Origin of the sequence: Micromonospora sp. WMMC264, from assembly GCF_027497275.1 — a bacterium.
Lineage (GTDB): Bacteria > Actinomycetota > Actinomycetes > Mycobacteriales > Micromonosporaceae > Micromonospora > Micromonospora chalcea.
The window spans coordinates 1,594,404-1,620,328 of record NZ_CP114907.1 but is presented as its reverse complement, the minus strand read 5'-3'; the positions used below and the strand labels follow the sequence as shown (position 1 = coordinate 1,620,328).

The following is a 25,925-nucleotide window of genomic DNA, read 5'->3' as shown; positions in this document are numbered from 1 at the left end:
CATGCCTGCCCCGAACACGTTCCACATCGGACTGGTGGTCCCCGACTACACCGGTCAGCTCAGCCCGATGGCGACGCTCGGCAGGGAACTGCTCCGACGCGGCCACCGGGTCACCCTGGTCTCCCTGCCGGACGCCGGGACGAGGTCGTTCACGGCCGGGTTCGCCTTCGCACCGATCGGCGAGCGCGAGTTTCCGGTCGGCACACTGGCCCGCTTCTCCGAGGAACAGGGCCGGCTGACCGGTCTGGCCGCGATCCGTTTCATCGTCCGCGGTTACGTACGGGAGGTCGAGGTCCTCCTGCGGGACCTACCGGGGCTGGTGCAGCGGCACGGCATTGACGCGCTGCTGGTGGACCAGGTCTACGGCGCGGGCAACTCCGTCGCGGAACACCTCGACCTTCCGGTCGTGAACGTCTGCAACGCGCTGGCGCTGAACACCGAGCCGGGTGTACCGCCGTTCATGACGGCGTGGCCGTACCATCCCTCACTGCTCGCGCGCGTGCGCAACATGCTGGGCGACCAGGTGATCGCCTGGGTCATCCGGCCGGTGGTGCAACGGATCAACGAACGTCGCGCCGCATGGGGCCTGCCGCCGGTCAAGGGAGTCAACGACGGCTCGGACCTCGCCCAGATCACCCAGCAGCCGCCGTTCTTCGACTTCCCGCGCACCCGGTTGCCGGACACGTTCCACTACACCGGGCCGTTCCATGACGAGGACAGCACCGAGCCGGTGTCCTTCCCGTGGGAGAAGCTCGACGGTCGCCCGTTGATCTACGCGTCGATGGGCACCCTCCAGAACCGCCTCCCGCACATATTCCGGGCGATCGCCCAGGCGTGCTCCGGACTCGACGCGCAACTGGTCGTCTCCCTCGGCAGCACGGATGTCGAGCCGCCGGCCGACCTGGCCGGCAACCCGATCGTGGTGCAGTACGCACCACAGCTCGACCTGCTGGCGCGGGCGTCCCTCGTCATCACGCACGCCGGAATCAACACCACGCTGGAGTCCCTCGCCCACGGCGTGCCGATGGTCGCGCTACCCGTGGGCAACGACCAGCCGGGCGTGGCGGCCCGGCTCAAGTACCTCGGCGCGGGCGAGTTCATCCCGGTGCACAAGGTGACTCCGGGGCGGCTTCGTGCGGCCGTCGACAGGGTGAGCGGCGACCCCGCCTACCGGGCGAAGGCCCAGCACTACAAGCGCAGGATCGCGGAGTTGGACGGCGTACGGCGCGCGGCCGACATCGCGGAGCAGGCGTTCCGGACGCGCCGGCCGGTACGCCGACAGGAGTTGTCCGACACCACGGAGGGTGGCCGCCGATGACACAGCAGGCGGGCCGCATGGCCCGGCAGTTGCCGACGCTCAACGGGTTGCGGGGGATCGCGGCCGTGACGGTTTTCTTCTCCCACACGACGTTGTTCGGCTTCTTCGCCGACGACCGGATCGACGACTGGTGGTTCGCCGTCCTCAGCCGGACCGGCTCTGCCGCCCTCGGCTTCTTCTTCATCCTCAGCGGCTTCGTCCTGACCTGGTCAGCTCCGGAGCACGAGCCGAAGCGCCAGTTCTGGCGCCGCCGGGCCGCCCGGATCCTGCCGAACCATCTGGTCGTGTGCGCCGCGGTCGTCGTTCTCATGGTCCTGATCCGGGGCGGCGCGCCGCTGTGGCCGACGCTGGCGAACATCACGCTGGTGCAGAGCTGGATTCCGGACGAGTTCATCTTCAACGGAATCAATCCGCCGAGCTGGTCGCTGAGCTGTGAGATCTTCTTCTATGCGTCGTTCCCGTGGCTGCTCGCCGGGTTCCGGCGGCTCTCCGCCGCCTGGCTCTGGTGGATCGCCGGTGGCATCGTCGCCGCGATGCTCGTCGCCCCCGTCGTCTCCACGGCGTTCCTTCCCGCCGAGCCGACGTACACCTATGCGGATGCGGCATTTCCGCAGTTCTGGTTCGTGCAACAGTTTCCGCTGATCCGGATGCTGGACTTCCTCCTCGGGATCGTCATCGCCCGGCTCGTCATGCAGGGCCTGTGGTTCCGGCTGAGCCTGCCCGCCGCCGCACTTGTCACGCTGGCCTTCTACGGCGTCTCCGAGGTCGTGCCGCTGCTCTACTCGGTCGTCGCGGCGATGGTCGTCCCGCTCGCGCTGCTGGTGGCCGCCGCAGCCCGGGCCGACGTCGAGGGGCACCGCTCACCACTGCGCGGGCCGGTCGCCGGCTGGCTGGGCGACACGTCCTTCGCCTTCTATCTCATCCACATCCTGGTGCTGTACGGCGCCGGCAACATGTCCGCGAACGGCTTCGGTGTCGCCGCTGCGCTGGCCGTCATGGTCGGCGCGTACCTGGTGACGCTCGGCCTCGCGTCGCTGTTGCACGTCAGCGTGGAACGGCCGATGATGCGCCGGTTCGCCAGGTCCCGCAGGCGTGCCGCCGATCCCCGGCCCGCCGCGGTGACTGGCGCTCCACCAGCCGTCGAGGCGGTGCCCGCCGCGAAGGGCGAAGGGTCGCGGGTCACGTAGCGACCGACCCTCACCGGAGCCGGACGCGCCCTGGCTGACCCCGTCGGATCAGCCAGGGCGCCGGTTCACCGGACGGTCAGCGTGGCCCGGACCGCGCCGGCCGGACGCAGAGTGACCATCGGTACGAGCTCCAGCCTCTCGTCGCGCGTGTCGACGCGATAGCGGGCGAGCAACGCGCTCAGCAGTACGGTCATCTCCAGCAGCGCGAAGTGTTCCCCGATGCAGCTACGCGGCCCGCCACCGAAGGGGAAATACGCATAGCGCGGCCGCTCCTGCCGGCCGAGGAACCGGTCGGGCTCGAAGCGCTCGGGGTCGGGCCAGAACTCCGGGTGCCGGTGCGTGACCCAGGGAGCGAGTACCACCTTGGTGTTGGCGGGAATCCGGTGACCGGAGACGACGACGTCCGTCTCGGACATCCGCTCCATGCTGTACACGGGCGGGTACAGCCGCATGCCTTCCAGGACCGCGGCCCGCACCAGTTCCCCGTCGCCCGTGGCGGCCTCGGCCGCGACCCGCTCCTGCACGTCGGGATGGCGGCCCAGCAGGTGCATGGTGAAGGCCAGCCCGGCCGAGGTCGTCTCGTGGCCGGCGAGCAGGAACACCAGGACCTGGTCCTGGATCTCCTCGATGGACAGCGTCTGCCCGGTCTCCGGATCCTCGGCCGCGAACAACCGGCTGAGCAGATCCTCCTTACCCTCCCCGACCGCCCGGCCCTGTCGATCGGCGATGATGCGGTCGACGATTTCGTACTGACTCGCGCGTACCTGCCCGATCCGGCGTGCCCGCGGCGTCGGCCAGCTCAGCGGCAGCTTGACCACCTGCAGGGCGCGCGCCAGCGCGAGGTCGCCCAGAATCGGCATCAGCTCCTGCAGACGGGGTACGACCCCGTCGATGTCGTCGCCGAACAGCGCCCGGCCGACGACACGCATGGTGTAGCGCTGCATCACCTGGTAGAGGTCCACGACGGATCCCGTGGTGAGCGCCATGTCGTCGGCGACGTGGGCTGCCTCCTCGGTCATCAGCTCGGTGTAGCGGGCCACCCGGCGCGGCGTGAACAGCGGTTGCAGCGTCCGCCGCTGTCGCAGCCACCGGTCTCCGTCGCTGGTCAGCAGGCCCTCTCCGATGAACTCGCGGAGGATCTCGTACGCGCTCGCGCGGCGGCTGAACACCTGCGGCGTGGTGAGGACCTGGTGGATGCCGTCGGGGTGGTGCACGTTCACCACGTCCATGCTGACGGCGCGCGGCCCCTGGGGCAGTCCGACGTGGTACGCCACCACGTCGCCATACGTGTGGAAGCCGTCCAGAATCGTGCCCAGCAGGTCGCGGCGCAGCGCCGGCAGCATGCCGAGGAGCGGATGCCCGGCCGGACCCGGCACGACGGCGGCCTTTGACAATTGCGTCGTCACGATGATCCCCCGTTCGATCGATCGACGTACGTCGACCATGTTTCCACGTGCCGCGCCGAGACGTCGACCGACCGGGTGCGCAACGCGACGCGGCCGGGCGCGGACGCCGGGGACGGCGCACACACCCGGCCGCGATCAGGCCGGCCACTAGTCACCAGGAGCGGTACGAGGCCCAGTCGAAGTCCGCGTATCCGCCTTCGGCGCCCAGGTCCTGTACCCACAGGCCGACGAACGCGCCGGTGAAGCCCCAGCCCTCCGGCTCACCGTCCACGAGCGTCGCCGCGTACTCGTCGGACAGGATGGTGGCGTCCAGTTCCGCCGGCAGCCCGATCCAGTGCGCCGCGCCGGCTGGTTGATAGGCGAACGTGACACGGGGACCGTCGAAGGTGACCCGCAGCGTGATCTCCCCCGCTTCCGGCAGTTCGACGCGGCACGCGTCGTGCATGGCCCGCCGGCCGTTGTCGGACGACATCACCTCGAGTACCGGCCGCCCGTCGTCGTCGGCGGTCACGTAGGCGAAGTGCCAGTTGCGGGTGTTGTAGTAGGCGGTGACGCCGGCGAGCTGGCGGTAGTTGGCCGGCTCGAAGCGCATGTGCGCGGTCAGCTCGCACTGCTGCGCGGTCACACGGCGCGCGACCAGGCTCGGACGCTGGCGGCCGACCGGCGACTGCCCGCCCTGGATCCGCAGGTACGACGGACGCGACGTGAGGTCCACCCAGTCCGCAGTGGCGGGGCGGCGCAGCGTCGACCACTCCGGGCCGAGCACCGGCCCGGTGAAGTCGTCCCGGTCCTCCGTCGGATCCTCTGCCGGCTCGGCTTCGCCCGGCACCGGCACCGTCACCGCCGGTACCCCGCCCTCGATGCGCGGCCACTCCCCCTCCGGCCACTGCACGGCCTGGATCGCGGTCTCCCGGCCGAGCACGCACCGGCCGAGTGGGGTGTACGGCCGGGCGGTCAGGTGCGCCAGGTACCAACGCCCGTCCGGCGTGGACACGAGACTGCCGTGGCCGGCCTTCTGCAGCTCCAGCTCGGGACGACCGTGCGAGGTGAGCATCGGGCCGGCCGGATCGACCTCGTACGGCCCGAACAGGCTACGCGAGCGGGCCACTGTCACCTGGTGCGTCCAGGACGTGCCACCCTCCGCGGTCACCAGGTAGTACCAGCCGTCCTTCTGGTACAGGTGCGGCCCTTCGGTGACGCCGACCGTGGTGCCGTGGAAGATGACCCGTTCGGCGCCGACGAGGCGACGGGCCTCACGGTCGTACTGCTGGATCTGAATGCCGGCGAACCGGTCGCGGCCGGGCCGCCAGTCCGCGGTCATCGACAGCATCCAGGTCGTGCCGTCCTCGTCGTGGAACAACGCCGCGTCGAACCCGCGCCCGTGCAGCACCACCGGATCCGACCAGGGCCCGGCCAGGTCGGACGCGGTCACCAGGTAGTTCTGGGGATCCCAGTACCCGCTGGCGAAGCTGGCGACGTCGGCGTAGAGGAGATGGAATTCGCCATCCACATAGGACAGATCGGGCGCCCAGACGCCACAGGAGTCACCCGCTCCGGTGAGGTCGAGAAGACGCCGCTCGGTGAGGACGCCGCCGAGCGGGCGCCAGTGCACCAGGTCGGTCGAGTGGTGCAGGCGGACACCCGGGTACCACTCGAAGGTCGACGTCGCGATGTAGTAATCGGTACCGACGCGCAAGATCGACGGGTCGGGGTTGAAGCCGGGAAGAACCGGATTTCGGATCAGACGGCCGCGCACCTCGCCGCCGTGGGGCCCGGCTGTTTCGGGGCTCTTTGTTGCGGTCGTCATGTCGCTTCTCCGTAGCGGTAGCTTGTCGAAAGTTTCGGCGAACTTCGATCGCCCGACCGGCACAGACTATCCGTTGAAGCGTTCTAGTGACAATGTCGACGACCAGTACATCTGTGTTCTGTTAGCGCTTTCTGTTTCCGGAACTTCTTCCGATAGTTCATCCCGTCACCCCCTCGGCGGCCCCGCAATGAGAGCCCGGCCCGGCCCTGCTTCCGACGGCCGGGCCGGCCCGAGAAAGCCCGGGCCGGCCCAGCCGGTGACGTGGTGGCGCCAGGCGGCGCGCGGTCAGACGCTGATCCGGCCGGCGCCGGCGCCCGCCGTCACGACGGACTTCACGTCGCAGGCGGCGTCCATCGTGTACGGGTACGGGATGCCGGCGACGCTGCCGCCGGCCTGCCCGGCCCCCGAGTTGACGAAGCAGTTGTTGCGTGCGACCAGGGATCCGGGGCCGGAGGAGCCCTCGCCCCGGTGGTAGGGGTCGGCGGTGTTCTCGAAGTAGTTGCCCTCCACGAGCACCCCGGCGTTCATCGTCGACGCCACGCCGTAGCCGCCGACGTTGCTGTAGAGGTTGTTGTAGACGTGGACCGGGTTGCCGAAGCGCACCCGCGGGTGGCGCTGGTTGGAGCCGTCGAACCAGTTGTGGTGGTAGGTGACCCGCAGGTGCCCGACGTCCTGGCTGCCGTTGTCGTCGCTGTGGCCCAGCAGCATCGACTTGTCGTGACCGTAGACGCGGTTCCAGGACACGGTGACGAAATCGGAGCCGCGCTTGATGTCGACAGCGCCGTCGTACCCGTTGGTGAAGCTGTTGTGGTCGATCCAGATGTTGGTGGCCGACTGCTCGACGTTTATCGCGTCGTCGTTCCAGTTGCGGAAGTTCAGGTTGCGGACGATGACGTTGCGGTCGCCGCTGACGGTGAATCCGCAGCCGGAGATCGTCGCGCCGGCGTTGCCGAGGATCGTCTTGTTGGAGCGGACCCGCAGCATGCCGGAGCAGGAGATCGTGCCGGAGACCCGGATGACCGCGGCGCTGGACGACCCGAGCGCGCTGGACAGGGCGGACGCGCTGGTCACCGTCGTGACGGCGGCGTTGCCGCCGCCGGTGGTGCCGCCGTTCTGGGTGGCCCAGCCGACCAGCCCGGTCTGGGGCGTGCCGGGGCTGCCAGCGCCGATCGGCACCAGTTGCCACTGCTGGTTCCACCCGTTGAGGTCGGTGTACTGGCTGATCCGGGCGCCGTCGGCGGTCGATCGCTCCCAGACCTCGAGCGCCTTGCTGGAGTGCCTGTTGATCAGGCGGATGTAGCCGCTGTCCGAGTCGAGGACCCGGAACTGCTGGTTCGTGCCGTTGAGGTCGGGCCACTGCCGGTACTCCGCGCCGTCGGCGGTGTTCCATTCCCACAGGTCGACGACCTTGCCGCTGTTGCGGTTCTGCAGGCGGTAGTAGCCGCTGCCGGAGCTGACGAAGCGGAACTGCTGCCAGGCCCCGTCGTTGCGGGACCACTGCTGGATGGCCGCGCCGTCGGCGGTCGAGGTGTCCCGGACGTCGAGGACCTTGCCGCTGTTGCGGTTGACCAGCACGTAGTACGCGCCTGTGTCGATGGTCGCGGCCTGGGCCGAGGGCGATGCGACGACCGCGCCGACGGTGCCGACGACGAGGGCGCCGGCGGCGGCGACCACTGACCGCCAGCGGTGCCGCCGGCGCCTTTCGGTGGTGGTGAGAGCCGTTGTCACGGGGACTCCTCCGGTGGACGGTGGTGGTGGGTGGGTGGTGCGGGGGGGTGCGCCTGCGGCGCTCAACACCAGGTCAGCGTCGAGTTGACCCGCGTGACGTTGCTGATCGTGTTGTTCGCTCCGCCGCAGGGACTCTGGGTGATGTTGGTGTTGGTGACGGTGAGGTTCTGGAAGCGGATGCCCGAGGAGATCGGGAACTCGGTCCGGGAGGCGATGCGCACCTCGCCGCCGCCGGTCACCGTGCCGGACACCCCGGCGATCGTGACGTTGTAGCAGTTCTCCACGAGGATCGAGTTGTTGCCGGTGTTGGAGATCGTCACCCGGTCGACGACCGCGCCGCCGGACTCCGACACGCAGAAGATCCCCCGGCCGCCACCGGACGCGATCACGGTGCCGACCCGGATGTTCGTCGGGTACGAGCTGCCGATCCGGCCGTTGCGGTTGGCCATCCGGAACGCCGCGTAGCCGGTTCCGGTGCCGGCGCCCTGCGCGTCGACGGTGCCCACTGTGGCGTTGATCGTGTCGTTGAGCAGCAGACCGGAGTATCCGGTGTTGCGCGCGGTGACGGTGCCGATCGTCAGGCCGTCGACGCCGTACGTCTCGACGCCGTGCGCGCCGGTCCCCGACACGTACACGGTGTCGATGCGCACGTTGCGCACCTTGACCGCCCGGTCGCCACCGTGGTTGTCGATCCGCACGCCCAGGCCGCCGGACAGCCGCATGTCGATCTGGCCGAGCGTCAGGTTGTTCACGTTGCGCATGAAGATCCCGTACAGCGGAGCACCGGTGAGCGTCAGGTTCTGCACCTCGACGTCGGTGGTGCCGCGGGAGTAGACCGGCGCGTAGTCGCCCGACCCCGAGCCGGTCACGTTGATCGTGCCGCAGACCGCCAGCGTCGTGTACGACGGCAGCGACAACCGCGAGCCCGCGCTCATCGAGCCGGAGCCGCGCACCACCACCCGCTGCTTCGCGGTCCGTCCCGGCGTCAGCGAGTTCACCGCCGCCTGCATCGCGGCGAGCATGTCCGAGCCGGTGTATACGGTGGACGATCCGTTGCGGGCCGTCCAGGTTCCACCGTTCAACACGGCCTCGGCCTGGTACGAGCCGCTGCCGCACCCGGTGGACGGTGGCGGCGTGGTGGGTGTGCCGGTACCGATCGGGACCAGTTGCCACTGCTGGTTGGCGCCGTTGAGGTCGGTGTACTGGCTGATCCGGGCGCCGTCGGCGGTCGATCGCTCCCAGACCTCCAGGGCCTTGTTGGAGTGCCTGTTGATCAGGCGGATGTAGCCGCTGTCCGAGTCGAGGACCCGGAACTGCTGGTTCGTGCCGTTGAGGTCGGGCCACTGCCGGTACTCGGCGCCGTCGGCGGTGTTCCACTCCCACAGGTCGATCACCTTGCCGCTGTGGCGGGCTCGCAGGCGGTAGTAGCCGCTGCCGGAGGAGACGAACTGGAACTGCTGCCACGCGCCGTCGTTGCGGGACCACTGCTGGATCACCGCGCCGTCGGCGGTCGAGGTGTCCCGGACGTCGAGGACCTTGCCGCTGTTGCGGTTGACCAGCACGTACCAGGCGCTGGTGTCGATGGTGGCGGCCTGCGCCGGCGGCGCGGCCACCGCCGCCACGCCGATCGCGCCGGCCACCGCCGCCACCAGAGCCAGCACCAGGCCGGCCCGCCGGCGCCGTCGGGCGCCGGGCGGCGACGTCACTGCGGGGTTGAGCATCGTGGACCTCCAAAGGGGGTACGCCGGTTTGCGGGCGCCTACTCCAGGTGGAAGGTGGCAGTGGCCCGGTCGGCGCTGGTGTCCACCGCTTCGAGCTGGAGCAGTCCGTCGCGGTGGCGGACGTACCGGCCGCTGTAGTTCTGCGACTCCAGCGAGAGCGCCTCGGGCGCGGCCAGGCCGGGACGGCGCTGGAAGCTCGCGTCGTTGTCGAACAGGGCGGAGCCGTCGTCGCGTTCGACGTAGAGGGCGAACGCGCGGTGCCTCAGGTAGTAGCCGGGGAAGTTCGTGGACTCCAGCGACACCGATCCGCCGCCGGCGAGGCCGGGGACAATGCGGAACTGCGAGTCGGCCAGCTTCGTCACGTTCGGCTCGACGCGGGCGCGGTAGTCGTAGTGCCGGACGTAGCTCGTCGTCAGGTCGTGTGACCGCAGCCGGACCGGGGTGGCCCCGTCGGGCACGGGGATGCCGAAGTTCGGGGTGCCGTCGGCGTTCCAGTACAGCTTCTGGATCCGGGTCCGCCGGTTCGGGTCGTTGAGCGGGTCGCCGCTGATGTCCCGGTAGTTGCGGTCGTGGTAGACCAGGATGTCGCTCTGCCCGTCCTCGGAGACGGTGAAGGAGTTGTGTCCGGGGCCGTACTGGCCGGTGGCGGCGCTGCTGGCGAACACCGGGGTCGGGCTCTTGCTCCAGGCGGCGGCGTCGAGCAGGTTCGCGCCGGCGGACGCGGTCAGCATGCCGAGGCAGTAGTTGGCGTCGGTGGCGCTCGCCGAGTAGGTGAGGAACACCCGGCCGTTGCGCTGGATCACCGTCGGGCCCTCGGCCACCCGGTAACCCCGGGTCTCCCAGTCGTACGTCGGCACCACCAGCCGGGTCACCGTGCCGGTGATCTGCCACGGGTTGGCGCCCATCCGGGCGAGGTAGACGTTGGAGTTGGTGGAGATGCCGGGTTCCTGCTGGGCCCAGGTCAGGTACCGCACCCCGTTCACGACGAACGTGGAGGCGTCCAGGCTGAACGTGTCCCACGGCGTGGTGATCCGGCCGCGTTCGGTCCACGAGCCGGACAGCGGGTTCGCGCTCGCGTTCTCCAGCACGTACATCCGGATCCGCCACACGTCGTCGGTGCGTCCGGCGGCGAAGTAGACGTACCACTTGCCGTTTATGAAGTGGATCTCCGGCGCCCAGATATGGGCGCCCATCTCTCCGCTGGTGTGCCGGCGCCAGATCGTCGTCTCCGCGGCGCCGGCCAGTCCCTGGAGGGTGGTGGCCCGCCGGAGCACGATCCGGTCGTACTCCGGCACCGTCGCGGTCATGTAGTAGTAGCCGTCGGTGTGCTTGACGATGTGCGGATCGGCACGCTGGTTGACCAGCGGGTTGGTGTAGCTCACGGCCGGTGCGGCCTGCGCGGGTCCGGCCACCGGCAGGCCGGCGGTCACGGCGAACGCCGCGAGCGCCGCGGCCAGCATCGGCCGCAGGCGACGGCGTGCGGGCGCCGCGCCGGCCCGGTGGGCCGTGCGGAGCAGGTGTCGAAGCGGCATGTGCCCTCCCAGGTGGGCCAGGTATCGGTGGTCCCGGGTCAGTAGACGTAGGGCCAGGCGTCGGCGTCGTAGCCGATGCGGTTGACGCCGAGCAGCGACGCGCCGTTGTCGGCGTAGTAGTGGTAGAAGAGGACGTCGCCGTCGGCGTCGGCGAGGACCGCCTGGTGGCCGGGACCGTGCACGCTGCCGTGCGAGGCGAGGATCTGGGTGCCGCCCCCGGCGAGCATGTCCCGGCCGGCGCGGTCCAGGAACGGCCCGGTCGGGCTCGCCGAACGGCCGACCATGATCCGGTACGTGCTGGCGGCGCCCTGGCAGCATCTGTCGAACGAGACGTACAGGTAGTACCAGGCGCCGCGCTTGACCAGGACCGGCGCCTCGATGCCGGGGCCGTAGTTCGCGAGACCGTACATTGCGGTGCCGAGCCGGCGCCCGGTGGCCGGGTCGATCGGGATCATCTTGATGCCGGACCAGAACGAGCCGAAGGTGAGCCACCAGCGGCCCTGGTCGTCGACGGTGAGGTTCGGGTCGATGGCGTTGAAGTCGTCGGTGGTCCGCGACTCGACGACCAGCCCCTCGTTGGTCCAGCTCCCGGAGGCTCCGGTGGCGCTGGTGGCCAGGAAGATCGCCGAACGGTTGGAGCCGAAGGTCGACGCCGAGTAGTACAGGTGATAGCGCCCGTTGCGGTACGACAGGTCGGGCGCCCAGAGGTTGCGCGCGCCACCCGTGTACGTGGTGGTCCACGGCGCGCCACCGGGGAAGACGGTGCCCGCGTTGCGGAAGGCCACCCGGTCGGTGGAGGTCTTCAACGCGATGTCGTCACCGGTGTGCGCGACGAGGTAGGTGCCGTCGGGTCGTCTGACCACCGTCGGGTCGTGCACGCCGATGTCGCCGGTGACCCGGCCGGGCTGCGGATACGCCGGCGCCGGAGTGGTGGGTGCCGGAGTGGTGGGTGCCGGGGTGGTCGGCGTCCCGCCGCCCAGGCGGATCAGCTGCCACTGCTGGTTGCCGCCGTCCAGGTCGGAGTAGCCGGCCAGCCGGCCGCCGTCGGCGGTCGACCAGCCCCACACGTCGATCACCTTGTTCCACTGGCGGTTCACGAACCGCACGAACCCGCCCGCGGAGTCCTGCAACCGGAACTGCTGCGTGGCCGACGACCTGTCGGTGGACTGCACCAGCTGGGTGCCGTCGCTGCCGCTCGGCAGTTCCAGCACCTTCCCGCTGTGCCGCGACCGCACCTTGTAGAAGCCGCCACCGGCGTCCACGAACTGCCACTGCTGCACCGCGAGGTCGTTGCGCGTCCACTGGTTCACCGGCGCGTTCTCCGCCGTCGACCAGTCGTACAGGTCCATCGCCTTGCCGCTGTGCCGGTTCACGAACACGTACGACGCGGTCGTGTCCACCGTCGCCGCCGACGCGGGCTGCACCCCGGCCAGCGCCCCCGCGCCGAGTGCCAGGGTCGCCGAGACCACCACCGCAACCGTCCGCGTCGTCTGAGCGGTCCGTGCCACCGAAACCTCCCGCGCTTGGTCGCTTCCGCTCCCGAGATCACGAGACGGGGCGAGCGATCATGGCAGCGGCGTTACGTCCGGGTTACCAGTCATGTTTTCGATAACATAGACGGCTGTCAAGGTAATCGAGGGGTCGAAGCTTCCCGAAGGCTTTTCTGTGGCCGGATGGCGACCCATGCCGGGACACTGCCTCGGCATTGGTTAGCGTTAACAGACCTGGCGGATCGGCCCGGGTGGCACCGGGTCTCCGGCGGTCACCGAGGCTCGGACGGGCCCCTGTCGCTCGCGTCCACCATGGTGACGGGGGTGCCCAGCTCCACCGTGCGGGACACGGTGCAGAGCCGGTCGTGTGACTGCCGCAGAGATCGGGGCAGCGCCTCGCGGGCCCGGTCACCGTCCGCGCCGGCCGGAAACGCCACCGCGAAGGTGACGGTGAGGTTCTCCATCCGGTTGCCGGCCTCCGGGTCGCGGATCTTGTCACCGCTCACCGTGACGGCGAACCGGGTCGGTTCGGCGCGCCGGCTGGTCACCAGGTCGACGTCGACGGCGGTGCAGCCGCCGAGCGCCGCCAGCAGCAGTTCCACGGGCGTGAAGGTCGCGTCCTCCCCCGTACCCATCGACAGCTCGCCGCCACGGGCGTTGCGCACGACGTACCTGCCCACGCTGGTGCGCTCGATCTCCACCGACCGGAGCGTGTCCTCACTCATGCGACGAACCTACCGAAAGCGCTCCGCGAACGTGCGGTAGACCGGTGTGCCCGGCAGCCCGTCGCGCACGGCGAACACCACGAGGTCGAACCGGTCGACCACCCGGAGCGCGTCGGCGAACGCGCCGGCCACCACGGCCGGGTCGTTGCGGAACACCCCGCACCCCCACGCGCCCAGCACCACTGTCCGATGCCCGTGCGCGGCCGCCACCTCCAGCACCCGCCGGGCCCGCCGGCCCAGCACCGCCGGCACGTCCGGCGCGCGCTCCGGCTGGTTGCGCACGATCGCGCCCAGGTTCGGCGCCGCCGCGGTCAGGAAGGACGTCGTGTACGGCCGGTCGAGCAGGTTCCCCTTGTCGTCACGGAACACCGGCACGCCCGGGGAGTAGACGACGCGGTCGCTGTAGCGCAGATCCCGTTGCCCCCGGTGGAAGGCATAGAAGTCCGGGGCGGCGAGCAGACAGGGATACAGCGCCGACGAGCGGGCGATGCTCTCCTCCTGCGCCTTCGCCCCGCCCAGGAACCCGCCACCCGGGTTCTTCGCCGACGCTAACACCAGACACGCCGCGCCGGGTCCGAGCCGGCGGGCCGCCTGCAACGTCGACTCGTACGTCACCTCGACGGTGTCGGCGCCGGGCTTCGCGCCGTCGAGGTGGAGGACCTCGTCCGGCAGGTGCTCACGGGTGCCGTCGACCGCAGCGCGTACCGCCGCTTCGATCGTAATGTCCTCGCCGGCGCTGTTGCGGTAGCGCCCCGACTCGGCGATCGCGACCGTCTGCCGGGCGATCTCGCGGAGACGGCTGCTCATCCGGAACGCCCGTCGATGTCGTGCATGATCGGCAATCTAGGCAGCCGTCACCGCGACGGGCAACCGATTAGTGACCTCCGCTCCGGCCACGTCGCCTGGTGCGACCGGGCGACGAGGGGCCACCACGATGGACCGCGCCTTGCTAATGTCCGCCCAACCATTGATTGGCGTCATTCATACGGGGGTAGGCATGGCCAACCATGGGCACGACAGGCATTTCAGCAGATTCTTACGAGCTACGGCGCTCGCCGTCTCGCTCATCCTCCCCGTCGGCCTGGTGAGCCAGCCGGCTGCCGAGGCGACTCCGGCCGAGCAACTTCCCGCGTGCGCGGACCCGTCGGTGCCGGAGGACGTCAACCACGCCTCCATCCGGCTCGAAGGGCCGACGACCGGGACCGAGGTCGCGGTCGACGAGCACGGGAAGATCGCTCTCAGCGGCTTCCTGCACAAGAACGCCACCATGGTCGACGTCTCGGTCGGCCGGCTGACCACCACCGACATCACCCTCGGGCCGCCGCCGGCCGGTGTGTCGGACTGGTCGGCGTCGTGGACCGCCAGTCTTCGCCCGGCGGAACTGGGCGAGAACGAGGTGTGCGCCCGCGCCGAACGCGAACCCGGACGCTACGCCCGGATCCTGCGGTCCGTCACCGTGGTGGACCTGCTCCCGCCGAGCGCCGTCCCGGACCTGACCGTCGGCGCGATCACGGCGACCACGGCCAAGGCGACCTGGGGCGAGGCCACGGACAACTACGGCCTTGCCGGGTACGAGATCACCGTCGACGGCGGAACCCCGCACCGGACCACCATCGGCACCCGGTCGTACTCCATCACCGGGCTGTCGCCGTCCACCAACCACACGGTTTCCGTGGTCGCCGTCGACCTGGCCGGCAACAAGTCCGCGACCCGCGCCACGGCGTCCTTCACGACGGCCGCCGCCCCGCCGCCACCGGATCCCGACGCCGACCTGGTCCTCGACCCGGAGCAGGGTGCCGCCACGGCAACATGGCATCCCGACCCCGCAACCGAGACCAGCTACCGCGCCTACCTCGACGGCCAGTTGTACGACGAGTTCTCGCTGACCCACTTCTGCCAGGACGCCGACGGCAATCCGGCGAACCCGTGCACGGCGGGTAACAGCATCGTCCTTCCGATCGGCCCCCTGGAGGAGTACACGCCGTACACGTTCCGGGTCGAGGCGCTACGCGCCGACCGCACGGTGGCCCGTGAGCTCTCCGCCGACTTCACCACCATGATCAATACGGACGAGGTGTCTCCCGCCGCCACCCAGCAGGCGGCAAGCGAAGGCTCTCAGTGCGCCGGGAGCGGCGGAGACTTCTACCTCGCTGCGGACTCGCGTACCAGTGTCACGGTGCCGGCCGGCAGCACGGAGCTGTTCCCGGGCTGCTACACCGTCTCGAACGACAGCTGCCTGGACGCCTTCCTACCGCCGTCCGGGGAGAAGCTCGTCAACTGCGCGGACAGCCTCACCCAGCTTCTCTTCTCGGCGGCACCGCCCGGCCGTGGTCCGGTGATCTCCTCGGTGGACCCGGTCCCCGGTCGCGTCTCGACGCTGTTCGATCCGGGCAATGCGACGATGCCGATCACCTGGTGCGCCCAGAACACCACCACGTGCACGCTCGTGCTGGCGCCTGCCGCGCAGGCCGTCCGGCTCGTCGCAGTCGCGCCCGCTGCCGCCGTCGGCACCTCCTGGGTCGTCGTCGCTCTCTCGGGAATCGGCATCGGACTCGCGCTCTGGGCGCTGCTCGAGATCCTCTTCCCCGGTCAGATCGGCATCCACGGCATCCTCGAGTACCCGATCCGCCACGACACCGACTTCGACACGTTCGAGAACTGGGGCGCGGACGAGGGCGAGTGGTACAACAGCTTGAAGATCTACGCGGAGGTGATCAAGACGACGAAGCTGGTGGCCGACCGGGACGGCATTCCCTTCGCCTGGACCAACGCCGAGGACGGCCGGCTCAAGCGGATCATCGATGCGGCGTGCACCGCCCAGCGTGGCACCCAGGGTACGGCCGGCTGCGACAACGGCTTCGCCGTCTACGTCCCCGGTGGCGTGTCCTACGACCTCCGGCCCATGAAGGAGACCGGGACCCACATCGTGACGGCGATGGGTGACGGTGGATATCCGCAGCCACCGACGCGGACCCAGTGGTTCTACCCGGCTCGCAGCCAGGGCGGTCGGGCCGCCATCGACGCCGGCTATCCACGCCGGTGGTTCAACACCCATTTCACGCCGAACGAGTGCACCGGGCGCGCGCCGGGAACCGTGTGCGACGAGTTCCCGTTCTGGGTGACGAACCAGGCGGTGAACCTGTCGGGCGAGCGTGCTTCCCTGAAGCCGGTTCCACCGTCGGAGTCGAGCCCGCAGGGCACCGAGATGTCGGCGTTCTTCCGCAAGTGCGAGGTCGCCGACGGAGAGCGGTTCATCGTGCTGCCGGTGAAGCCGTGGGTCGCGGCGAACGGGCCGAGCTTCGGGTTCCGGGTCAGTGAGGGCGGGGCCAGCATGTGCATGAGCCCCAAGCCGGCGGCGGCTCCCTGATGCTCGACGACATGCGCGTACTGCGTGACGCCGTCGCGGAGTACCGTGCGGCGGCGACCGCGGCCGGCCTCGACTGGCCCGAGCACGCCGAGGCGCCCGCCGGGCAGCCGCCCGGCTCGGTCTACCGCATCTTCGGCGTGGACCACGTCGCGGAGCAGCTGACCTGGTTCCAGTCACAGAACTGGCCGCCCCGGCGGCTGCTTCCCAACGGCGGCTGGATCATGCCGTGGCCGGCCGACGGGGGCGAGGAACTCGACACCCTGGCCATCTCGATCGGCACGCCGTTCCCGTGGCGGCACCAGGTGCGCTTGTTCAACTTCGAGCATCTGGTCTACACGTTCGTGCTCGCCGGCGAGTACGAGGGCGAGATCTGGCGTTACGAGTTCACCCCCGACGTCTGGGGTTCGGCTCGTGCCGCCACCAGCCTCGCCGCGCTCTTCACCGGCTGGACGAAGGGGATCGCCGCCGGCGCGGTCGTCCACGATGACCTCAACGGCTGGCTCCAGGTCAGGGAAGACGGGCAGGACGAGGTAGCCGTGCTCCGGGAACGGGTTCCCGACGTCGATTTCCTGACCTTTCCGGTGTATGTGGCGGACGAGTCACTGCTGCGGGCGCGGCAGCGCGAATGCGGGGTCGACATGGACTGCATCGAGCGGGGATTCGACTGCTACGAGGAACTGTCCGACACGGTGCGGGCCACTCGGAGGTCGCTCGGCATCTGACCCGGCACCGCGGGCCGGGGGATGCCCGGGTTCGCACCGGCGATCTCATCCGTCGCTCCGAGCGCACTGGCGGCCAGTGCGCTCGGAGCGACCACGCGGCGTCCCGGTGTGGCAATCCGTCCCGTCCGGCGATCACGTACCGGCGCCGAGCTGCCACATCCGAAGGTTCCTGATCCGCGCGGCCCGACCCGTGGTAGCCGACGATCCCGCCGTGGGAAGGCGCACCGTGAAGCGGGCTCCCCGGCCCGGATGACCCTCCGCCTCGATTGTGCCGTGGTGGCTCGTGACGACCTCCTGAAGCAGCGCCAGTCCCAGGCCGAAGCGGCGGTCCCCGGCGCCCGCGCCACGGTGGAACCGGTCGAAGATCCGCCGGGCGTCCGCCTGGTCGAAGCCCTTGCCGGTGTCGGCGATCACGAACTCCGCGGCGTTGTCCACCGCCCGCAGCGTCACGGTGATCCGGCCTCCCGCGGGGGTGTGGGCGAGCGCGTTCGCCAGCAGTTCGCCGACGACCCGGCGCAGGGCCGACTCGACACCCGGCACCGGCAGCGGGTCACCCGGGACGTCCAGGACGAGCGTGACCTGGCGCTCGGCTGCCCGGTCACCCTCGGCGGCGACTGTCGTACCGATCAGCGCGGTGAGGTCGACCGGCGGGTCCGGCTCCCGGTCGGCGGGCGCGGCGGCGAGCCGGGCGGAGAGCAGCAGGTCGTCGACGATCTCGCCGAGCCGGCGCGTGGTGCCGATCAGCCGTTCCAGGTCGTCCAGGTTCGTGGCGGCGCCGTCGTTGCGTGCCCGGCGCGCGATCAGCTGGGCCCGGGTGTGCACCTGGGCGATCGGCGTCCTCAGCTCGTGGCTGGCGTCCGCGACGAAGCGGCGCTGCCGGGTCAGCGCCTCCGCGAGCGGCGCGACGGCACGGCGGCCGACGAGCACACCGGTGAGCACGGCGGCGAGCAGCCCGGCCGCCGCCGCGAGACTGAACGCGAGCAGGAGGTGCCGGCGGTCGGAGAGCTGGAAGCGGGCGTCGAACACCGCCTGGACGACGGTGTCGCCGCGCGCCTCGGTGCGTACGTGGTACGTGGTGCCGTTACGCGCGACGGTGGTGATCTCGGTGGTCCGGTTCGCCGCCACGGTGGCCAGCGTGTCGTGCAACGGGAAGCCCGGTGGCGGCGGGTTCGCGCCGGTGAGCACGGTGGCGCCGTCGTACCGGAAGATCCAACTGCATGCGGGCGGCCCGGCGATCGTCCCGTGTTCCGTGCCCCACGCCAGCTCACGCTGGATCTGCGCCTCCTGGCCGCGGACCAGGACCGCGTAGGAGATGCCGCCGGCCAGCAGGAGCAGGCCGCCGATGGTGAGGCCGACGAGCAGGCCGATCCGTAGCCGGGCCCGTCTGACGATCGCCTTCTCGACCGCCTCCATCAGAGGGTCCCGAGGCGGTAGCCGAGACCGTGCACGGTGCGTACCACCGCGCGGCCGAGCTTGCGCCGCAGGTAGTAGACGTACGTGTCCACTATCGACGCGCCGGCAGCCTCCTCGAAGACCTTACGGCGCAGCACGGCTCGCGGATGGACGGCGTTCGGCCGGGCCGCCAGCACCCGCAGCAGCTCGAACTCGCGGGTGGACAGCGCCACCCGGGTGCCGTCGGGCAGCACCGCCTCGCGCGGTCCCAGGTCGAGTCGCCCGGCGCCGATGCGCAGCACGTCGGTCGGCTCGGGCCGGCGCCGGCACAGCGCCCGGACCCGGGCGCTCAGTTCGTCGAGGTCGAACGGTTTGACCAGGTAGTCGTCGGCACCCGCGTCCAGCCCGGCGATCCGGTCGTCGACGGTGCCGAGGGCGGTGAGCATCAGGGTCCGGGCCGGGACCGCCCGGGCGCGCAGGCGGGTGACCAGGTCGAGGCCGTCGAGCGCCGGCAGCATCCGGTCGATGACCATCACGTCGTACGGGCGGGTCAGCCCGAGATGCAGCCCGCGCTGGCCGTCGAAGGCCTGGTCGACCAGGTAGCCTTCGTGGCCGAGCGTCTCGGTGAGCATCTCGGTCAGATCCGCGTCGTCCTCGACCAGCAACAGCCGGTTCGATGTTCCGCCCCGCATATGTTAACGATCTCATAGATGGTTGACGATGGAAGCGTCAGTACTTGCCTCTTCAACTATCTGAAACCGCCAGCGCGGGCGTCCGTACGCCGTCGGGCTGCCGCGCCTCCCGGCGCTCGATCCAGCTCAGCGCCGGCGTCGTCATCAGCGTGGTGACAAGCGCGACCAGCACCAGCACGGTGAACAGGGCGGGGCTCACGATGCCCGCCTCCAGCCCGACGTTCAGCGCGATGAGCTGCATCAGGCCACGGGCGTTCATCAGCGCGCCGACCCGCATCGCGACGCTCGACGGCTCACCCCGCAGCCGGGCCGCCGCCCAGCAGGCGCCGAACTTGCCGGCGATCGCCGCCGTCACGCAGGCCAGCGCGAACAACAGCACCGGCGGCGAGGCGAGCAGGCCGAACTCCGTACGCAGGCCCGAGTAGGTGAAGAACAACGGCAGGAAGAGCGTCGCGGCGACCGGTGTGAGCGTGTCCACCACCTTGTCGGTGTTGTCGGTGCGCGGCATCACCACGCCGACCGCGAACGCGCCGAAGACCGCGTACAGCCCGATCTCGTCGGTGTACCAGGCGACCAGGAACAGCAGGGCGACGGTGCCGAGCAGCCGGGCGCGGTCGTTGAGGGCCCGGTGGGTCATCAGCGTGGCGGCGGCCGTACGCCCGCCGAACCAGAGCACCAGCCCGAACAGGACCGCTCCGCCCGCGGTGACGATCGCCGGACCGGCCCGGCCGGACGCGACCGCCAGCACGGCGGCCAGCATGATCCAGGCGACCACGTCGTCGATCGCGCCGCTGGCCAGGGCGAGCGTGCCGTGCCGGGTGCCGGCGTGCCCTTTCTCGGTGATGATCCGGGCCAGCATCGGGAACGCGGTGATGGCCAGGGCGACGCCGACGAACGCGGCCGAGACCCCGAGTGACGTCCCGTCGGCCTGGATCGGCACAACGCCCGCCGTCACCAGCACCAGCAGCGCCCCCAGTAGCAGCGGCGCGGTGACCCCGGCCAGCGAGATCACGCCGGCGGTGCCGGCGAGCCCGGTGACCCGATGGCTGCTGAACGCGTACCCGGCCTGGAACATGAACAGCACCAGGCCGACCTGACCCACGATGTAGAGGACCGGGAGCAGGGGGGCCGGGAACAGGGCGTTCTGCACGTCCGGCAGGAGGAGCCCGAGCAGCGACGGGCCGAGCAGTACGCCGGCGAGCATCTCGCTGACCACGGCGGGCTGGCCCGCCTTGCCGAGCAGCCACGCGACCCCTTTGCAGAAGATCAGGATCACCGTGACCGCGATGAAGAACCGTGGCGCCAGCTCCGTTGGTGTCATCGGACAGCCCTCTCGAAGTAGTCGGTGCACAACCGCTGCCGGCGGGCGTCGACCACCATCCAGGTGCCGAACACCAGTTGCCGGATACTGCGGCCCACGTCGGCCCACCGGTCCCGCGACCGCATCGCGGCCAGCCGCAGCCGCCCCGGCGGGGGGCTCCCGACCGGTGTCAGATACGCCGGGCCCCGGCTGGGCAGCGACCGGGTGTGTGAGACGGAGGAGGTCAGCACGTAGCGGCGCAGCACCTCGCGGGTCGCGGCGCGCATCATCACCGGCGCGACGCCGCGGGCCGGGCAGGCGCGGTTCGCGGTGACCCCGTACGGGATGAAGTGCGCGTCGCCGCGCTTGAGCGTCAGCCACCGGTCCGGGTCGAACCGGTCGTCACCGGCGGCCCCACCGCGGTGGAACGCCAGGTAGTTGAAGAGCAGCACCGTTCCGGCCGGCAGCGACACGCCGGTGGGCAGCGTGATCGGCGCCGAGGTGATCCGGTGCGCGACGCCGAAGAGCGGGTGCACCCGCAGCGTCTCGTCGATCACCCGGTCCAGCGCGTCGTCACCGTCGAGTCCGCGCTGCACGTCGGGGTGCGTGGCGAGGGCGAGCAGCACGTGCGCCATCGCCTCGGACATCTGCACCACGGCGGTGTTGAAGAACGCGCCCTGGAGATACCAGGCCGTCTCCTGGGCGGTGAACGGCGGCGGCAGCGTCACCGGGCAGGTGCCCGCCTCGATCCGGTCGCGCAGATACCCGGTCAGCCGCTCGCGCCGCCGCATGTGCCGCAGTCCGGTGCACTTCAGCCCGCTGACCACGTCGTCGGCGTTGGCGACGATCAGCGCCCGCGCGTGCGGCGGGCACGCCTCGCCGAAGACGAGCTCGTAGTAGACCTCGGCCCAGACCGGCATCATCAGGTCGCGCAGCCGGACGTGGCTGGTCCGGTCGGCCGGCAACAGGTCGAGCACCCGCCGGGTGGCGGCGGTGGCGAGAGCGTCGCAGCGCTCGCGGCGTACCGCGACCACCCGCCGGGTCGTGGCGGCGACGGTGCGGTAGCGCTCCCCCGGCTCCAGATGTTCCTGGTGCATGTGCGGTCCGGGCGCCAGCCAGTACCAGAACAGGTCCGACAGCCCGGCCCCGCGGCTGCGTCCGTCCGCCGCCGGATCGGCGTACACCCGCTCGAAGTGCTCCATGCCGACGACGGGGCCCGGCACCGGAACGCCTTCGACACCGTTGACTCTGACGAACACCCACTCCCGCAGCCGGACCACGGTGCGGGGCAGCCAGTACGGCACGGTCCACCCGATCCCGGCCAGGACCAGCAGGACGATCAGGGCGCTCATCCGCACGCCACCGTGGCGACCAGGTCGTCGCGCAGGTCGGCCGGCCCGGTGACGCCGGCCAGCGTCAGCGTCCGGTCGAGGTCGGCGTGGAGCAGGTCGAGCACGTGGCGTACCCCGGCGGCGCCGCCCACCGCGAGCCCCCACAGCACCGGACGGCCGACCAGCACCGCGCTCGCGCCGAGCGCCAGCGCCACCAGGACGTCGGCGCCCCGGCGGACACCGCCGTCGAGCAGCACCGGCAGCCGCCCGCCGACGGCCTCGACCACCGCGGGCAGCGCGTCCAGGGTGGCCAGCGCGCCGTCGAGCTGCCGGCCCCCGTGGTTGGAGACCAGCAGACCGTCGAGACCGTACGAGACGGCCAGCGCCGCGTCCGCCGGATGCAGCACCCCCTTCAGCAGGATCGGCAGCGCGGTGATCTCGCGCAGCCGGGCGATCCGGGCCCAGTCCAGCCCGGCGTCCATCTCGATGTCCCGCACCCGGCCGGTCGCGTCGCGCATGTTCTCGCAGCTCAGCCCGGCCGGCAGGTCGACGAAGCCGTGCCGCAGGTCGCGTTCGCGCCGGCCGAACACGGGCGAGTCGACGGTGACGACCAGAGCGCTGCACCCGGCCGCCTCCGCCCGCCGTACCACCGATGCGGTGAAGTCGAGGTCCGGCTGCGGGTACAGCTGGAACCAGAGCGGCCCGCCGGCGGCGGCGATCTCCTCGACCGGGCGGGTGGCCGCCATGCTGACCACCATGATCGTGCCCGCCTCGGTGGCGGCGCGGGCGGTGGCCACCTCGCCCTCGGGGTGGGCCAGCCGGTGGAACGCGGTCGGCGCGATCAGCACCGGCATCGAGATCCGGCTGCCGAACAGGGAGACCCGCAGGTCGCGCCGGGCGGCGCCGCGCAGGACGCGGGGCACCAGGTAGCGCCGGGCGAAGGCCGCCTCGTTGGCGCGCACCGTACGTTCCTCGCCGGCTCCGCCGGAGAAGAAGTCCCAGTGCACCGGGTCCAGGCGGCCCCGCGCGTCGGCGGCCAGCTCGGCCAGGTTCAGCGCCGGACCGTCCAGCGCCGCGTCGAGCGGGCGCATCTCAGCTCTCGGCACTGCTCAGGCAGCTGTCGACGAACGCGACGAGCGGCGCGACATGGGTCTCCGGCCGGTCCCACCGGTTCTCCAGGTTCTCCGCCAGGTGGTGGGTGGCGACGACCCGGCCCGCCCGGTGATGGCGGACGACCGGATGCAGGTAGGCGGCGTCGTGGGCCTGGCCGGCGACGTCCTGGGCGACCCGGTTGACGGTGACGTCGAACGGGTCCACCTGGTCGTGCTCGGGACCGTACTCCAGGGTGACCACGAAGGCGTGCTCGTAGTCGTGGTCGGGGGTACGCAGGCCGGTGCCGGTGAAGTACTCGACGGGCACCTCCTCGTGGTAGCGCGCGTCGGACCCGGCGACGGTGACCACGTCGGCGAGGAAACCGAACTGCTGCCACAGCGCGGAGGTGCGGTTGACCCGCGCGACGACGGCGTCGGCGATCAGCTCCCCGGTGGCGTCCAGCTTCTCCGCCGGCCACGGCGTGTCCCCGTACCGCCGTTCCAGGATCCGGTGCAGCGCCCGGACGGCGTACCGGAAACCGTGGATGAAGCCGCTCGTCGAGCGTTTGAAGTCCCGCTCCTGGCTGATCGTGCCGGCGAAGTAGAGGCCGGGCACGTTCACCGACTCCCACTCCGCGGTCTGCGCCGGGAAGCGGTCCCGGATGGCGAGTTGCGGACGGCAGGTGTCGTCGAAGATGGACGCGTCGAAGGCGAACCCGGTGCAGGCGAGCACCCGGTCGTACCGCAGCTCCTTGACCACCTCGTCGGCGCGGGAGAACGAGAAGGTCACAGTGAAGCCGTCGCCGTCGCGTTCGATCCGCTTGACGTCGCCGTCGAGGATCGCGTTCGCCGACTTCAGCTGGTAGGTGTCCAGGAAGTTGTTGTTCACCGCGCGCAGGTGTCCCACGTAGTGCGTGCGCCAGGCCATCCGGATCGAACTCGGCCCGGCCACGTGGATCAGCGTGGTGGTCTCCATCAGGTTGTCCGCGGTCTCGAACGCGGAGTTCCCCTTGCCGATGATCAGCACCTTCTGGTCCAGGTAGTCGCGCGGGTCGACGGACATCTCCGCGTACTGCTCGGCGAGTTCCAGGCCCGGGATCTCCGGCCGGTACGGCTGCGAGACGCCGGTGGCGACGACGAGCCGTCGCGCCCGGAACACCTCCTCCCCCGCCCGGACCTCGAACACCCCGTCGACCTTGCCGACCGACGTCACGCGGCAGCCGTACCGGACACGCGCCCCCGTCTTCGCGGCGAAGTCGGCCAGGTAGCGGACCATCACGTCGGCGTCGGGGAAGTACCGCTCGGTGTAGCCGGTGAACCGCAGCGCCGGGTCGTCGCTGAGCAGCGAGTTCCAGTCCAGCCGCAGGTTCAGCTCCGGGTCGTCGGAGCCGGTGTGCGGCTTGTTGATGGAGATCAGTTGCCGGTGGCGGGGGAAGGTGGCGAAGAACGCCCCCGGTATCCCCGCCTGTTCCAGGACCAGATAGTCGCGCTTGCCGTCGGCCTCCAGCAGGGCCGCGAGCTGCAGGCCGGCCGGTCCGGCTCCGACGATCAGGTAGTCAAGCGTCATGTGCGTCCACCTCAGGAGAAGGAAACGGAGAAATCGGCGATCACATCGGCGGCGCGCCGCACGTCGGCGTCCAGCGGCCGGTCCGGGTCGATCGGCGGTACGACAGCGGCCACCGCGGCCAGCGCCTCGGCACAGCCGGGCGCGGTCGGCGCACGCGCGCCGACGTACGCCGCCTGGCGCAGTCCCACCGCGAGCGATCCGACGATCAGGTGCAGCAGCCGGGTCTGGTCCAGCGCCCGCAGCGCGGCCTGGGTGCCGAGCGGGACGACGTCCTGGTTGTGCAGGTTGGTCGGCACGCTCTGCATGCTCGCGGGCATGGTGTCCCGGCGGATCTCGGTGATCAGGGCGGTCGCCGCCAGTTGCACGCCCTGGAGCCCGTGCTGCTGTCCCGGGCCGGCGGCCAGCATCGGCGGCAGGCCGCCGTTGCGGTTCGGGTCGACGAGCAGATCCAGTTGCCGTTCGGCGAGGTTGCCGACCTGCGCCACGACCATCGACAGCACGTCGGCGGCGAACGCGGCCGGCTGCCCGAAGAAGTTGCCGCCGTGCACGACGAGGTCCTCGTCGGGAAAGAACAGCGGGTTGTCGGTCACGCTCGCGAGGTCGGCCCCGACGACGGCGTCGACGTAGCGCAGCGCGTCCTCGGCCGCGCCGAGCAGTTGCGGCGCGCACCTGATGCTGTACGGCTCCTGCAACGGGCGCGCCCCGGACGCGACGATCCCGGCGCCGACCCCCCGCATCCGCGCGCCCACGTCGACCGCGCCCGGATGGCCGTACGCGGCCAGCAGCCGGGCGTCGAGGAACTGCGTGTCGCTGCCCAGCAGATCGGCGAGCAGGCAGGTGAGCACCTGGACCGCCCGGTGCGCGCAGCGGGCCGCGTCCAGCGCCAGCGCCGTCGCCGCGGTGGTCAGCGACGTGCCGTTGACCAGGGCGAGCGCGTCCCGCCCGTCCAGCGGCAGCGGTTCCAGGCCGGCCCGCTGCAGCGCCTCGGCCGCCGGTAGCCGTACCCCGTCCAGGTAGGCGTGCCCACGGCCCCGTAACGCCTGGGCGGCGGCGCCCAGCGGGATCAGGTCACCGCTGGCGCCGACCGAACCCAGCCGGGGCACCGCGGGGACGAACGTGGTCGCGAGCATCGCCGCGAGCGCGTCGATGACGTGCGGCGAGACCCCCGACGCGCCCCGGGCCAGCGACGCGGCCCGCAGCAGCAGAGTCGCGCGGACCACCTCCGGGTCGAGTTCCGGGCCCTGCCCCGCGCCGAGGTGGGCGAGCGTGTTGTCGGCCTGGTCGCGCAGGTCGGCGCGGCCCGCGTACCCGACGAGAGCGCCGAAGCCGGTGGTCGCGCCGTACACCGCGCGGTCGTCGCCGAGCACCGCGGACAGGTAGGTACGGGCGGCCGTGACGCGCTCCCTGGCCTGTGCTCCGACCACGACCTTGACCGGGTCACGGGCGGCACGGAGGTCGGCGATCCGCAGTGGGACATCGAGGTCCACCTCTGTCGTCATGCGATCGCACCCTAGAGACGAATTCTCAGAACGCTCTGAGATCGAGTCGC

The 25,925-nt window shown here is 70.9% G+C and carries 19 protein-coding genes; 4 read left to right on the top strand and 15 right to left on the bottom strand.

Annotation, left to right across the window (positions count from 1 at the left end):
• The first annotated feature begins 1 nt into the window (after position 1).
• Positions 2-1,318: a glycosyltransferase gene (locus tag O7542_RS06675; protein WP_064445499.1), complete on the top strand. Its 1,317-nt coding sequence runs from the start codon at positions 2-4 to the stop codon at positions 1,316-1,318.
• Positions 1,315-2,505 (top strand): acyltransferase, encoded by a 1,191-nt coding sequence (locus O7542_RS06670; RefSeq protein WP_083297003.1) that lies wholly within the window; start codon positions 1,315-1,317, stop codon positions 2,503-2,505. The genes O7542_RS06675 and O7542_RS06670 overlap by 4 nt, the downstream gene beginning before the upstream one ends.
• A 65-nt stretch (positions 2,506-2,570) precedes the next feature.
• Here the strand turns inward: O7542_RS06670 and O7542_RS06665 are convergent, their stop codons facing one another.
• The 8 genes from O7542_RS06665 to O7542_RS06630 form a co-directional block, all read right to left on the bottom strand.
• Positions 2,571-3,911, bottom strand: coding sequence for a cytochrome P450 (locus tag O7542_RS06665; RefSeq protein ID WP_281605878.1), 1,341 nt, complete (start codon positions 3,909-3,911; stop codon positions 2,571-2,573).
• Positions 3,912-4,062: 151 nt separating this feature from the next.
• Positions 4,063-5,718: a glycoside hydrolase family 43 protein gene (locus O7542_RS06660; RefSeq protein WP_187692950.1), complete on the bottom strand. Its 1,656-nt coding sequence runs from the start codon at positions 5,716-5,718 to the stop codon at positions 4,063-4,065.
• Between the two features lie 285 nt (positions 5,719-6,003).
• A complete protein-coding gene (locus tag O7542_RS06655) occupies positions 6,004-7,392 on the bottom strand; it encodes an RICIN domain-containing protein (RefSeq protein WP_281606451.1) in 1,389 nt (462 codons plus the stop codon).
• Positions 7,393-7,508: 116 nt separating this feature from the next.
• Positions 7,509-9,167: an RICIN domain-containing protein gene (locus O7542_RS06650; protein ID WP_281605877.1), complete on the bottom strand. Its 1,659-nt coding sequence runs from the start codon at positions 9,165-9,167 to the stop codon at positions 7,509-7,511.
• Between the two features lie 38 nt (positions 9,168-9,205).
• On the bottom strand, positions 9,206-10,699 hold the full coding sequence (locus O7542_RS06645) for a family 43 glycosylhydrolase (protein WP_281605876.1): 1,494 nt from the start codon (positions 10,697-10,699) through the stop codon (positions 9,206-9,208).
• Positions 10,700-10,737: 38 nt separating this feature from the next.
• On the bottom strand, positions 10,738-12,207 hold the full coding sequence (locus tag O7542_RS06640) for a family 43 glycosylhydrolase (RefSeq protein WP_281605875.1): 1,470 nt from the start codon (positions 12,205-12,207) through the stop codon (positions 10,738-10,740).
• A gap of 254 nt (positions 12,208-12,461) precedes the next feature.
• Positions 12,462-12,914: an OsmC family protein gene (locus tag O7542_RS06635; protein WP_166456171.1), complete on the bottom strand. Its 453-nt coding sequence runs from the start codon at positions 12,912-12,914 to the stop codon at positions 12,462-12,464.
• A gap of 9 nt (positions 12,915-12,923) precedes the next feature.
• Complete coding sequence (locus tag O7542_RS06630) at positions 12,924-13,721, bottom strand: TIGR02452 family protein (RefSeq protein WP_281605874.1); 798 nt, start codon at positions 13,719-13,721, stop codon at positions 12,924-12,926.
• Positions 13,722-13,911: 190 nt separating this feature from the next.
• On the opposite strand from O7542_RS06630, the gene O7542_RS06625 reads away from it, so the two are divergent.
• Both O7542_RS06625 and O7542_RS06620 read left to right on the top strand, forming a co-directional pair.
• Positions 13,912-16,281: a NucA/NucB deoxyribonuclease domain-containing protein gene (locus tag O7542_RS06625; RefSeq protein WP_281605873.1), complete on the top strand. Its 2,370-nt coding sequence runs from the start codon at positions 13,912-13,914 to the stop codon at positions 16,279-16,281.
• Positions 16,282-16,292: 11 nt separating this feature from the next.
• Entirely contained in the window at positions 16,293-17,003 is a 711-nt protein-coding gene (locus O7542_RS06620; RefSeq protein WP_233607837.1) for a hypothetical protein, read from the top strand.
• 132 nt (positions 17,004-17,135) lie between these two features.
• Here O7542_RS06620 and O7542_RS06615 read toward each other — a convergent pair whose 3' ends face one another.
• Genes O7542_RS06615 through O7542_RS06585 form a run of 7 tightly spaced genes read right to left on the bottom strand, consistent with a single transcriptional unit; the run spans position 17,136 to position 25,875 of the window.
• Positions 17,136-18,416, bottom strand: coding sequence for a HAMP domain-containing sensor histidine kinase (locus O7542_RS06615; protein ID WP_247660479.1), 1,281 nt, complete (start codon positions 18,414-18,416; stop codon positions 17,136-17,138).
• Positions 18,416-19,087: a response regulator transcription factor gene (locus tag O7542_RS06610; protein ID WP_104112254.1), complete on the bottom strand. Its 672-nt coding sequence runs from the start codon at positions 19,085-19,087 to the stop codon at positions 18,416-18,418. Before O7542_RS06610 ends, O7542_RS06615 begins: the two co-directional genes overlap by 1 nt.
• A gap of 52 nt (positions 19,088-19,139) precedes the next feature.
• Positions 19,140-20,408 carry a cation:proton antiporter gene (locus O7542_RS06605; RefSeq protein WP_064445490.1) on the bottom strand — a complete coding sequence of 423 codons (1,269 nt, stop codon included), beginning with the start codon at positions 20,406-20,408 and terminating at the stop codon, positions 19,140-19,142.
• Positions 20,405-21,739, bottom strand: coding sequence for a cytochrome P450 (locus O7542_RS06600; protein WP_210882257.1), 1,335 nt, complete (start codon positions 21,737-21,739; stop codon positions 20,405-20,407). Before O7542_RS06600 ends, O7542_RS06605 begins: the two co-directional genes overlap by 4 nt.
• On the bottom strand, positions 21,736-22,809 hold the full coding sequence (locus O7542_RS06595; RefSeq protein ID WP_064445489.1) for an alpha-hydroxy acid oxidase: 1,074 nt from the start codon (positions 22,807-22,809) through the stop codon (positions 21,736-21,738). Before O7542_RS06595 ends, O7542_RS06600 begins: the two co-directional genes overlap by 4 nt.
• Before the next feature lies 1 nt (position 22,810).
• The gene (locus tag O7542_RS06590) at positions 22,811-24,376 is read right to left on the bottom strand and encodes an NAD(P)-binding domain-containing protein (RefSeq protein ID WP_043322965.1); all 1,566 of its coding nucleotides are present in this window, start codon (positions 24,374-24,376) and stop codon (positions 22,811-22,813) included.
• 11 nt (positions 24,377-24,387) lie between these two features.
• Positions 24,388-25,875 carry an aromatic amino acid ammonia-lyase gene (locus O7542_RS06585; protein WP_281605872.1) on the bottom strand — a complete coding sequence of 496 codons (1,488 nt, stop codon included), beginning with the start codon at positions 25,873-25,875 and terminating at the stop codon, positions 24,388-24,390.
• Positions 25,876-25,925: the final 50 nt, after the last annotated feature.

Bases quoted from the DNA above. Each gene is read 5' to 3' on its own strand.
- O7542_RS06675 (WP_064445499.1), top strand. From the start codon at position 2: ATGCCTGCCCCGAACACGTTCCACATCGGACTGGTGGTCCCCGACTAC.
- O7542_RS06670 (WP_083297003.1), top strand. From the start codon at position 1,315: ATGACACAGCAGGCGGGCCGCATGGCCCGGCAGTTGCCGACGCTCAAC.
- O7542_RS06660 (WP_187692950.1), bottom strand. From the start codon at position 5,718: ATGACGACCGCAACAAAGAGCCCCGAAACAGCCGGGCCCCACGGCGGC.
- O7542_RS06650 (WP_281605877.1), bottom strand. From the start codon at position 9,167: ATGCTCAACCCCGCAGTGACGTCGCCGCCCGGCGCCCGACGGCGCCGG.
- O7542_RS06645 (WP_281605876.1), bottom strand. From the start codon at position 10,699: ATGCCGCTTCGACACCTGCTCCGCACGGCCCACCGGGCCGGCGCGGCG.
- O7542_RS06635 (WP_166456171.1), bottom strand. From the start codon at position 12,914: ATGAGTGAGGACACGCTCCGGTCGGTGGAGATCGAGCGCACCAGCGTG.
- O7542_RS06630 (WP_281605874.1), bottom strand. From the start codon at position 13,721: ATGAGCAGCCGTCTCCGCGAGATCGCCCGGCAGACGGTCGCGATCGCC.
- O7542_RS06625 (WP_281605873.1), top strand. From the start codon at position 13,912: ATGGCCAACCATGGGCACGACAGGCATTTCAGCAGATTCTTACGAGCT.
- O7542_RS06620 (WP_233607837.1), top strand. From the start codon at position 16,293: ATGCGCGTACTGCGTGACGCCGTCGCGGAGTACCGTGCGGCGGCGACC.
- O7542_RS06615 (WP_247660479.1), bottom strand. From the start codon at position 18,416: ATGGAGGCGGTCGAGAAGGCGATCGTCAGACGGGCCCGGCTACGGATC.
- O7542_RS06610 (WP_104112254.1), bottom strand. From the start codon at position 19,087: ATGCGGGGCGGAACATCGAACCGGCTGTTGCTGGTCGAGGACGACGCG.
- O7542_RS06605 (WP_064445490.1), bottom strand. From the start codon at position 20,408: ATGACACCAACGGAGCTGGCGCCACGGTTCTTCATCGCGGTCACGGTG.
- O7542_RS06600 (WP_210882257.1), bottom strand. From the start codon at position 21,739: ATGAGCGCCCTGATCGTCCTGCTGGTCCTGGCCGGGATCGGGTGGACC.
- O7542_RS06595 (WP_064445489.1), bottom strand. From the start codon at position 22,809: ATGCGCCCGCTCGACGCGGCGCTGGACGGTCCGGCGCTGAACCTGGCC.
- O7542_RS06590 (WP_043322965.1), bottom strand. From the start codon at position 24,376: ATGACGCTTGACTACCTGATCGTCGGAGCCGGACCGGCCGGCCTGCAG.
- O7542_RS06585 (WP_281605872.1), bottom strand. From the start codon at position 25,875: ATGACGACAGAGGTGGACCTCGATGTCCCACTGCGGATCGCCGACCTC.